The 9,733-nt window shown below is 47.8% G+C and carries 9 protein-coding genes; 3 read left to right on the top strand and 6 right to left on the bottom strand.

Annotated elements, in window-relative coordinates:
* On the bottom strand, nt 1–431 hold a 431-nt coding region (gene msrB / locus FJZ26_01935), incomplete at its 3' end, for a peptide-methionine (R)-S-oxide reductase MsrB (protein MBM3229166.1).
* Between the two features lie 158 nt (nt 432–589).
* Between msrB and FJZ26_01930 the strand changes: the two genes are divergently transcribed.
* A complete protein-coding gene (locus FJZ26_01930) occupies nt 590–835 on the top strand; it encodes a hypothetical protein (protein MBM3229165.1) in 246 nt (81 codons plus the stop codon).
* Nucleotides 836–916: 81 nt separating this feature from the next.
* Entirely contained in the window at nt 917–1,783 is an 867-nt protein-coding gene (locus FJZ26_01925) for a sugar phosphate isomerase/epimerase (protein MBM3229164.1), read from the top strand.
* Nucleotides 1,784–1,872: 89 nt separating this feature from the next.
* Here FJZ26_01925 and gatE read toward each other — a convergent pair whose 3' ends face one another.
* The 3 genes from gatE to FJZ26_01910 are packed head-to-tail and all read right to left on the bottom strand — an operon-like array spanning nt 1,873 to nt 6,962.
* Nucleotides 1,873–3,708, bottom strand: a complete 1,836-nt coding sequence (gatE, locus tag FJZ26_01920; GenBank protein ID MBM3229163.1) for a Glu-tRNA(Gln) amidotransferase subunit GatE — start codon at nt 3,706–3,708, stop codon at nt 1,873–1,875.
* Between the two features lie 20 nt (nt 3,709–3,728).
* Entirely contained in the window at nt 3,729–5,102 is a 1,374-nt protein-coding gene (gatD, locus tag FJZ26_01915) for a Glu-tRNA(Gln) amidotransferase subunit GatD (protein ID MBM3229162.1), read from the bottom strand.
* Between the two features lie 60 nt (nt 5,103–5,162).
* Nucleotides 5,163–6,962, bottom strand: coding sequence for a tRNA uridine(34) 5-carboxymethylaminomethyl modification radical SAM/GNAT enzyme Elp3 (locus tag FJZ26_01910; protein ID MBM3229161.1), 1,800 nt, complete (start codon nt 6,960–6,962; stop codon nt 5,163–5,165).
* 110 nt (nt 6,963–7,072) lie between these two features.
* Here FJZ26_01910 and FJZ26_01905 point away from each other — a divergent pair, with 110 nt between their 5' ends.
* The gene (locus FJZ26_01905; protein ID MBM3229160.1) at nt 7,073–7,849 is read left to right on the top strand and encodes a hypothetical protein; all 777 of its coding nucleotides are present in this window, start codon (nt 7,073–7,075) and stop codon (nt 7,847–7,849) included.
* 46 nt (nt 7,850–7,895) lie between these two features.
* Here FJZ26_01905 and FJZ26_01900 read toward each other — a convergent pair whose 3' ends face one another.
* Entirely contained in the window at nt 7,896–8,756 is an 861-nt protein-coding gene (locus FJZ26_01900) for a hypothetical protein (GenBank protein ID MBM3229159.1), read from the bottom strand.
* Nucleotides 8,757–8,996: 240 nt separating this feature from the next.
* Nucleotides 8,997–9,257: a DUF350 domain-containing protein gene (locus FJZ26_01895; protein MBM3229158.1), complete on the bottom strand. Its 261-nt coding sequence runs from the start codon at nt 9,255–9,257 to the stop codon at nt 8,997–8,999.
* Nucleotides 9,258–9,733 lie beyond the last annotated feature (476 nt).

Raw genomic sequence — 9,733 nt, 5'->3', positions numbered from 1 at the left:
TTCTTTTTTCCAGATTTTTTAAAATCAAGCGAACAGGAGTTTAAACAATAGCGCAAGCCGGTCTTGTCTTTTGGCCCGTCTTCAAAAACATGCCCAAGGTGCCCGCCGCACCTGGCGCAAATTATTTCTTTTCTAATCATCCCATGCGACAAGTCGGGCTTTTCAATTATTTTGCCTTTTGAAATTGGCGCCCAGAAGGACGGCCAGCCAGTTCCTGAGTCGAATTTTGCCTCAGAGGAAAAAAGCTCTGAGCCGCAGCCCGCACACGAATAAGAGCCGCTTTCCTTGTTATAAGTGAGCTTGCCGCTAAATGGAGCCTCCGTGCCTTTCTCCCTTAACACCCCATATTGCTGCGGCGTCAGCATTTTTCTCCAGCCAGCCTCATCACAAGGCATTTGATTTATTGACTTTACAATCTTTCTTTTCACCATAAGAGGATAGGGGGCATTGAACTTATAATCTTCATTACTTGAGCCTGATTATGCCCGTATTTTATGCCCGTATTGCATGCAAAAGAGTATGGCATCAATACACTTATTATTTTTATTTACCACAATATTTATATATCTTTATTGTGTTAAATTATGTTATGAAACGGAAAGAAGCAGATGGAAGCGGAAGGGCGGGGCTTGGCACCTTTGACGCAGGGGGCGAGCTTACGCTAGGGCAGCTTGACAGCATAGGGAAACTGACTGTTGACTCCATATCTGTTGAGTGCAAGGACGGCAAGGTCATAATAAAGGTTGACAGCCCGAAAGCCGACATAAAAAGCAGCACCAGGCAGCCGACCATCACAGTATGCGGCAAGACCTACGAGGTAAAAGATATTTGCTGACTCTTATTGAAAAGGCCTGCAGATGCCGCTGCCCACTTTGGCATGAATAGGATTATATTCTCCCTTTCTCCTTAAGTCTTTATGCTTGTTGGAACAATGAATAACCCGCACAAGGATTTGGTTGGGGAGATCGGGCGGGCAGGCGAACTTTCATTTGACTTTTTTGAGATTACCTGCGAGGCTCCTTTTGCCCCCCCTTCAATATTGCACATGAAGCGAAGGCAGATTCTCCAGGCAATTGCATCCTACAACATGGGCGTGCTTGGGCATCTGCCCTGGTATTTGCACATTGCTTTTCCATATGAATCGGTAGAAAGGGCGTGCCTTGCCGAATTTGAGTGCGCAATTGACGCGCTTTGCGGCCTTGGGGCAAAAAAAATCACCATTCACACTGAGTTTTTGCCAAAGTTTTATGCAACAAGAAAGGAGCTTGTTGAAGCTACCGTGCGCAACCTTGGAAGCCTGAAGGACTATGCCGCAAGACATGGGGCCAGGCTGCTTGTTGAAAACTACATGGATTTTTCCTTTACGGCACAGGAATTTGCAGGCCTTGTAAAAAAGCAGAATATCGGCATGACATTTGACGCAGGGCACGAGTTTGCAAACTCAAAAGGAAGCAACAAGGCAATTATCGGCTTTGCAAAAAAGTTTTCAAAGTGCATAAGCCACACCCATTTTTCCGACAATGCCGGGGACAGGGATGCGCACCTTGCAATAGGGGACGGAAAAATAGACTGGGCGGGAACAATATCCTGCCTCAAGAAGTTTTACAACGGCACAATAACCCTTGAAGTGCACAAGCAGGCAGCATCCGGCAAGACTGAAGCTGATGCAACAGACAGGGCGCTATTTGAAAGCAAAAAAAAGATTGAGCAGCTGTGGTATGGAAAAAACCAGGTAAAGGAAGATTATGCGTATGTATACCCAAAAGGGCATAAGTTCAAGTAGATAAATGAGAGCCATCTGTCTGCACGTGGCTTGCCGACATTGACCGGCTTTGGCTCGCGGCTTTCTGGCATTGGCTGGATTTAGGCTATTTATCTTTTCTTTTCTGCGACTATTTTCTGGAGTTCGGCTGGGTCAATGTTTAGCCTGTACTTTTTCATGATTCCAGGTATGTCGAAGTTTGACGCAATGACTACTGATTCAAGCCCCTTGCCTGAAAGCTTCTCAAGGCCAGATTCCACAATTGCCTGGCGCACAAGCATGGCAGGAGCCAGTCCTTCGATTGCAGCAGCCTTCTTTTTTGCAACGGCCCTGATTAGCTGTGGTATTGCGGCCTTTGTGATTTTTCCCTCCTCAAAAACTGCAAGCACAGGCACAACTGTTCTTTCAACATCAGGGATTTCAACACCCTCCCGTCGAAGCGACACAAGGGTCTCCTCAAGTGTCACTGCAGTGACTGTGGGGTCGAACTGCTGCGCAACGAGGGTTTGGAACAATGACAGATGCTGGGACTTGAAAATCTTGTTTGCCAAGTCCTCATTGAGTATTGACTTTAGGTTTGCCAGGGCAGCCTCAGGGCTTGTAGGCAGGTGCGCTGCCACCCTTTGCAGATAATCGTGCTTGAGCCTTACTGGAAGCACATCGGTCTCCGGGTACATGCGCGCGCTTCCAGGCAGCGGCCTGAGAAACGAGGAGGCCCCTTGTGCAAGCGCCTTTCTGGTCTCCTCCGGAACGAAAAACATTGAAGCCCTTTTTGCAACAAGTTCAAGGGCCTTGATACAGGCCGCCTGCTTGTCTGCAACAAGCACAAATGAGTCATTGTTGTTGATTTTAAGCCCGTGCAGCACTGCATTGATTTCCTGGACAGTAAAGCCGTATTTTTTCAAATCCTCATCAGAGTGGATGATGCCGCTGACACCTGCCGCCTTTGCATAATCAGAAAGCTCGGTGCCGTATCTGCGCCCCGGATAAAGCTCCATGCCAAGAAGGCCGTTGTGCCTTGGCAGCCGCAGCCCATGGACGCTGCCGCCTTGGCCAAGTGCCCTTAGCACGACTTTGCAGGTGGTTGACTTGAATAGTTCGCTTAAATCTGCCGGCTTTTCAAAACCAATAGTGCTTTCAGGGAACCTGTCTTTGAGTGTCTTGATTATTTCAAGAAGCCTTGACTGGCGCATGATTTCATTTTGCATGAGAACTGGGATGTCCTCAAGGGACTGCGCGCCTTTTATCTCGACCCGTGCGCCTCCGGGAATTGAAATATTGACGTCCTGGCGTATTGACCCAAGGCCCCGCTGGCATTTGCCAGTCATGCGCAGGCACATTCCTAGCTTTTGGGCAACCTCAGCGCCATGGCCCGCATCCTTGATATCAGGAGAGGTTGCAATCTCGATTAGCGGCATGCCAAGCCTGTCAAGCCGGTAAGTTTGGGCCTCCTTGCCCTCCCCAACAATCCCGGCGCTTTCCTCCTCAAGACATATTGACTGGATGCCAACCGGGCCTTTTGAAGTTTCAAGCAAGCCGCCAAGGCCGATGACTGCTGTGCGCTGGAAGCCACTTGTGTTGCTTCCGTCTATGACAGTCTTTCTCATCACCCACACTTCATCAACAATTTTTGCCTTGAGCATCAGCGCGATTTCAACTGCGGTTTTCAGGTGCTCCCTGCTTAACCCGTGCGGCGGCTCCTCGTCGGCCTCAACAAGGCAGTTGCTCTGGCCAAAACACTGATAAGTGAAAGTCTTGTTCAGCGAGCCTTCAAAAGCGGCAGCCTTGTCCGTAGCACCTAGCTCGCTTTGGACCTTGTGCAAAGTCCTGCGCAGGGTTGCAGACGGCTTGGCATCTGGCTCAACAAGCCTGCTTGGGCAGTTGCAAAACAGCTTTGTGCCTGCAAGCCGCTGGTGTATTTCAATTCCTGACTTAAAAATTTCCATTTGACAAACCCTTTTTAACCCTAATCAGTTTCACTGGCATTATGAGTTTCATCAATTCTTGACCTTTGGGACAGCTCGCCTGATATGTTTGTAAGCATCAGCTCCTTTGCGTCTTTGGGGTTTTTTGTCTGCCCCAATGCCCACATTAGCTTTACAAGCGCGGTTTCCGCAAGCCAGTCGCAGTTGTTTCCAATAACGCCAGCCTCAAGCAATAGCCTGCCTGCAGTATACACGTTCATGCTGAGCCTTCCGTAAACTGTTTGCGGGGCCATTGCAACGACTACTCCTGAATCCACAAGCCCGCGTATCGCAGGCACCACAGATGTGCAGGAAGGGTCATTGAATGAATTGGTCGGGACATGGCCCATGCCGGTTCCAGCAATCACGACCCCATCGTAAGATGAAAGGCCTTCAAAAAATTCGGGCTTTATGCCGGGGTGCGAGTAGACAAGTGCGACATTTGGGTTCATCTCAAGGGCAAATTTGGTGTTGCCCTGGTTTTGGCTCCTTGTCTGCACTTCGCCTTCTTCCCTAATTTGCGTTATAGTGCAGTCAGGATAGCTGATTTTTGCAAGCGGGGGGCGGTTGACTGACTTGAAGGCATCGCGGCTGGATGTGTGCATTTTCCTGACATTTGTGCCCGAGTGGAACAGGCAATAGTTGTCATTGCTTGTCCCGTGCATGCAGACTCCAACGTGGGCAATGTCGGATTTTGCAAGATGGCTTGCGCAGAGAAGATTCATTTTGTTGTCAGAGGAGCCCCTGTCTGAAGAGCGCTGTGCGCCTGCAAGCACCACCGGAACTGGCGGCTTTTGGACCATGAAGCTCAAGGCCGCTGCAGTGTAGCCAATAACATCTGTCCCGTGCATCAGGACTATGCCATTTGTACCATCATTTATCTGTGCCTCGACCTCGCCTGCAATTTGCTGCCAGTGCGAAACAGTGATGTCCTCGGAGAGAAGCGAAAAGAGCTTTTTGGAGCGAATTGCGCTGACCTTGCTTAGCTCCGGAAAAGCGCCAACTATCTGGCTTGGGGAAAAGGAAGGGAACACTGCTCCAGTCATGTATTCAATCCTTGATGCTATGGTGCCCCCGCAGCCAAGGATGGAAATGAAGCTTTCCTGCACACTTGGCTGCGCCGAAGTCTCCTCTAACGATGCAGCAATTACTCCCCCCTGCCCTTGCCTGATAAGCTCGATTTTTGCATCTTCGGTTATTTCTATGCCTACATTGTAGCCTGATTTGAGCTTTACAACAGCGCAGTTTTTGTCGCCGATTTGCGCATGTGGAAGCAGGATTCCCTCGTAAATGGCGCCCTGCTTTGCCACACGTATCAAGTCGCCGATTTTAATCCCGTTTGCGTTGAACAGGCTTTCAAGCTTCAGAGAATACATGCTTTCCCTATTGTGATTTGGGGTTTAAATAGCTTGGGAGAATGTCCAAAGAAAAATGATTCAGGCCCTAAGTTGCCGTGAAACATACGGCCCGTCTGGCTTGTACCCTTGCTTGTAATAATACTCGCGCGCCCCTATTCCAGAAATTATTACCATGTTGTTCTTGTCAAACTCCTCACTTGCAATTTTTTCAGCCTCTTGAAGGAGTTTTTTGCCAAGCCCGATGTGTTGCGCACTGGAACGGGTTTTGGAGCCTGAACCTATTGCCATTTCCTGGCCATATACATGAAGCTCACGGATAAGCGCTGTTTTTTCTCTTATCTGAAGCCTCGGATTTGCCTTGATGCCTTGAGCTGAAGGTAGTCGAAGGCGGATAAAGCCCGCAAGTGTATCGGATTTTTTGTCTTCATATGAAAGAAAAATTTCTTTTCCGCCTGAAGCCATATACTCCAGCCTGACTAGCTTAAGTCGCTCCAGATCGGATTTTATTCCATCAGATAGGTTTGCAACCCCTATTTCCCTGCACCTGATGCACCTGCAAGCCCATCCGCGCTTTTTCATCAGCTCCTCTGCGATTTGGCGCACATTGCTGTTTTTCACCCCGGCCTCAATCAGGTTTGCCGGAATGTCGCGCTGGACGCGCATGACACGCACATAAGGGGGCAAGCCGCGCTGGATTTTTGCAAGGACTTGCGCTGCGGTGTTTGTGTCGTATGGCGCATATTTTCCCTTAATGTATTCGTCATAAATTTTCGTTCCCTTGAGGACAAGGGTCGGATAGATTTTTAGCATGTCGGGCCTAAAGCGCTCGTCTTCAAAAAGCTGCTTGAAGGTTGCTATGTCTTCTTGCGGTGTTTGGTAAAGCCCAGGCATCATGTGGTAGCCAACTTTGAGGCAGGAGTTTTTCAGGTTTGCCGTTGCCTCAACCACATCAGAAAGTGTATGACCTCGATTTACCTTTTTGTAGATTTCATCAGAAAGCACTTGCACGCCAAGCTCCACGCGAGTTGCGCCCATTGCAAGCAGCCAATCAATATCCTGGCGCGACTTTGCCCAGTCGGGCTTTGTCTCAAAAGTCACACCGATTACGCGGTTTTTTGCGTTTTCATTTTTCAATAAAGCGGCTTTCAAGTTTTCCGACTCGCTGCCGTTGAATGCATCAAACGCACGCTTCATGAAGTTTTCCTGGTAAGCGCGCGGTTGTGCATTGAAGGTGCCGCCCATGATGATTAGCTCGCACTTGTCTGTCACGTGCCCCAGGTGTTCATATTGCCCAAGTCGTGAGATGACCTGCTTGTATGAGTCGTAGCCTGACTGCCGCCCCCTCATTGCCGCAGGCTCAAAGCCAGTGTAGGAGTTGGCAGTGCCCTCACCTGCGGGGCAGTAGGTGCATCTGCCATGAGGGCATTTGGAATTTGTCATTATGGCAATTGGGCTGACTCCGGAAATCGTGCGGGCTGGGCGGACCTTGAGAATATTTATCAGGGGGACGAATTTGGCTGAATTGCGAAACTGTCGGGAAAAGGCGGCCAAAATTTCCGAGTTTTTTATCATGCCTTTTATCTTGTTCTTTTCGGAAAACCTGGCTTTAAGAAGCTCAAGCCTGCCATTGTATTTCTTGAGGCTTGGGTCATTTTTTAGTTCAAGGGAAGCCTCCCTTGCCGCCTTTTTCCTGTTTTTATCTGCACTGATTGGAAAGTCCGCAGAATTGTTGATGAGGCTGGCTTTCTGCTTTTCGCTAAGTTTGAACAGGGCAAAGCGGCCCGCTTGCTTGAAGCTCGATTCTGAATCTGGCTTGTCATTATATGGCATGGGGAAATTTCCAAAATCAACAAATATAAACAGGGTGGGCTGGCGCATGTTTCTTTAGTGCATAGTTGTCAACTTATGTGTGAAAAATGGCAAAATGCGTATAAATATAACTTGTGGAATATAGTATTCGGGTAGGCAAGTGCTGCCCGGGTGGTCGCATGAGACTTTTTTTGGCAAAGCAGCAGACTAGCGAAAGCAGGAAAAATTTCTTCTACCAGAAAATGCTGACTACGACATGGAGAGCTACACAGATGACTTTTCAAAAGATGCTAAATAAATGCAGATACGAGGATGCCGAGACGCTTGGGTTGCTAAAAAAGAACAAAGACGCCTTTGAAGTGTTCAGGGAAGCTGTTGTTGCGATAATGAATGGCAGGCTGCATGAGACCCTTAGGGAGATTGAAGGCACGCCTTGGAAGCATCGCCTGCTGCAGGCTGTAAAAACAAAATCCGAAACAGTGTCAGGTGGAATTCCTTTTGTGCCCCCTGAAATGGCAAGCTCCCCGAAAATGCAGGCAAAGCAAGAAGGCCATGATATTATGTTCACAAATTCAGTATTGGCGGCGTTTGCTTCAGGATTTATATTTGCGGCAACTGGCTCTGCGATTGCAGCCGTGGCGTTTGCTGTGTCCCTCCCGTTTGCCGTGTATTTCTCAGCCACTGCATATTTGAGAAGCGAGTTCCACCTGCGCAGGAAATACGGGCCGAGGCATAGCACCGGCTACAGGGCAATTGACAGGGTCCTTATGCTTTCAGTGGAAAAGCGCATTCAGGCTCTTGAAGAGATTGACAAGGACATCAAGAGCCTTGAAAACGAAATTCTGACCATTGAGGCCAGGCTTAAGGCGCAAAGAAGCGAGAATGGGGACAATAAACTTGGCAGCGTGCTGAATAGGATGCACAGGGGCGATTTTGGAAGGCCTGGATTTGTTTGAGGGGAAGGCTTTGGGCAAGCAGGCTTATTCGAAAAATCCGTAAGGACTAAAACAGGTTGCTTAGAAGCCCCGCAAGCGAGTAAAGCGGCTGGAGGAAAATCGGGAAAATCAAAACACCGTGGTTTGTCGCCAGCATGTCCGAAACCAGGTTTGACTTTACCGTAAGCTTGACATCCTGGGACTGGGAGATTAGGTCCGAGGAGAGCGAGCGAACGTTGAGCTTGAGGCTGTAGCTTGACTCGTCCAGGCCAACAACCTCGTAAGTCACTTCCCTTGAGGAGCCTGCCGCAACATAAACAGGCACGCGGAAATTCCATGTGGAAACGCCACTTGAGCTTACCTCGAATGTGTCACTGGTTGTCGCAAGATTATGGAGTGTTATTTTGTAGCGTGCCGGCTGGCCTGCCGATGTCGTTTGTTCAAGCGGGTCGAAGTCAACCGTAAGCACATCGTAGGTTACGCGCACTTTTATTTTGAAGTTAATTTCTGGAAGGCCCTGGCCTTTCCCAACATCAGCGCCCTCATCAGAAACTTTCAGTGATATGATATACGTGCCTTCAGGCGCATCTGGGGCGACTGAAAATTTTACTTGCATGGGGTCTTCTGTTGGGTTGCTGTTTTTGAACACCCAGCCTTCAGGCAGTTTTTCAACTGTGACAAAATCATAGTGGCCGCCAATTTCAAGTGTTCCGCCAGTAAAGACTTTGGGTGAAATGAGGACTTCCATTGTCTGCCCAGGCCCAATAGCCCCGGCGTCAATTATCTGCCCGTCTTTTAGCTCTGTTTGTTTTGGCGAGAGCATGTTGAGGGCAAAAGAAAGTGAGACTGATAAGACTGCCAGAACAAAAACAAATACAAGAAACTTGCTTCTTAAATTGCTTCTTTGCTTGGTGCTCAAATTGTCCATTTGTTTGCTACTTGACTGGCTTCTTAACTTGCTTCTTGATGCCATTAGGATATAATGCGCCAACCTATTTTAAAGAGTTTTGGCTGGTGTTGTGGCTTGGCGGGTTAGCATGAGGGATTTGGTTTTTTAAGGCTAGAGGGTTTTGATAATGGATTTGAGATGCCGGTCTTGCTTTAAGATTTGACTGCGGGAGTTTTGCCATGGCTGGAAAGCTTGATTGGATAAATTTGTTTTGGCTATTTAACCATGAATCCCTGCGATGACTGCAGCTGCCACGATTATGCTCATGCCTATTATTGCCGCACCTACAACCCGCCCAAAATAAGTTGCCACAGCCAGGTTCCCTTTGGCTATTTCTTTGCCTTCATTTACATCAGGAGTGAACTTATCCGTGATTTTAGGGATGAAATACACCCCAACCAGCATGAAAAATATCCCAAGCACGCCACCTAGGACAGTGAATGCTGTTGCTATCACCAGATTGTCGTATAGGACTGCCATTTTACACACCCCGGTTTTAGAGATAAGCAAAATGATGAGTATATTGCCATTTTGCTTTCTTGCTTTGCATTTTCTTTTTGCATGAATCTTTATGTTCGGTCAAGTTACTGCTTTTAGGATTCTGGATATTTACCCAGTTCTCTTATGGGATTCTTTATTTTTGACCCAGTTCAAGCGTATAGGATTCTTGATGAATTACCCGGTATTTAATTATAACACATGGAATCGATGACTACAGGCAACTGCTAACACTATTTTTGGCAATCGACAGTGATTATGTGACTGGTTAATTTCGGGTAGATTGTCTGGATTGATTTTGAGTTTGTTAACTTTGGTTCTTGGCTTTTTTGTTTTTGGTTTGATTGCCTGGATTGATTTTTTGATATATTGCTTATGGATTTCTTATGATTTTTCTTCTTCGAATTTGTCAAATCTTTTTGTTGGGTACTTCACGAATTTTTTGCCATTGAACTTGT

Source organism: Candidatus Parvarchaeota archaeon (genome assembly GCA_016866895.1).
Taxonomy (GTDB): domain Archaea; phylum Micrarchaeota; class Micrarchaeia; order Anstonellales; family VGKX01; genus VGKX01.
The sequence above is the reverse complement of the archived record's forward strand: the minus strand, read 5'-3'. Positions and strand labels throughout refer to the sequence as shown.

Bases quoted from the DNA above. Each gene is read 5' to 3' on its own strand.
- FJZ26_01930 (MBM3229165.1), top strand. From the start codon at position 590: ATGAAACGGAAAGAAGCAGATGGAAGCGGAAGGGCGGGGCTTGGCACC.
- FJZ26_01905 (MBM3229160.1), top strand. From the start codon at position 7,073: ATGAGACTTTTTTTGGCAAAGCAGCAGACTAGCGAAAGCAGGAAAAAT.
- FJZ26_01895 (MBM3229158.1), bottom strand. From the start codon at position 9,257: ATGGCAGTCCTATACGACAATCTGGTGATAGCAACAGCATTCACTGTC.
- FJZ26_01910 (MBM3229161.1), bottom strand. From the start codon at position 6,962: ATGCGCCAGCCCACCCTGTTTATATTTGTTGATTTTGGAAATTTCCCC.
- gatD (MBM3229162.1), bottom strand. From the start codon at position 5,102: ATGTATTCTCTGAAGCTTGAAAGCCTGTTCAACGCAAACGGGATTAAA.
- FJZ26_01900 (MBM3229159.1), bottom strand. From the start codon at position 8,756: ATGGACAATTTGAGCACCAAGCAAAGAAGCAATTTAAGAAGCAAGTTT.
- gatE (MBM3229163.1), bottom strand. From the start codon at position 3,708: ATGGAAATTTTTAAGTCAGGAATTGAAATACACCAGCGGCTTGCAGGC.
- FJZ26_01925 (MBM3229164.1), top strand. From the start codon at position 917: ATGCTTGTTGGAACAATGAATAACCCGCACAAGGATTTGGTTGGGGAG.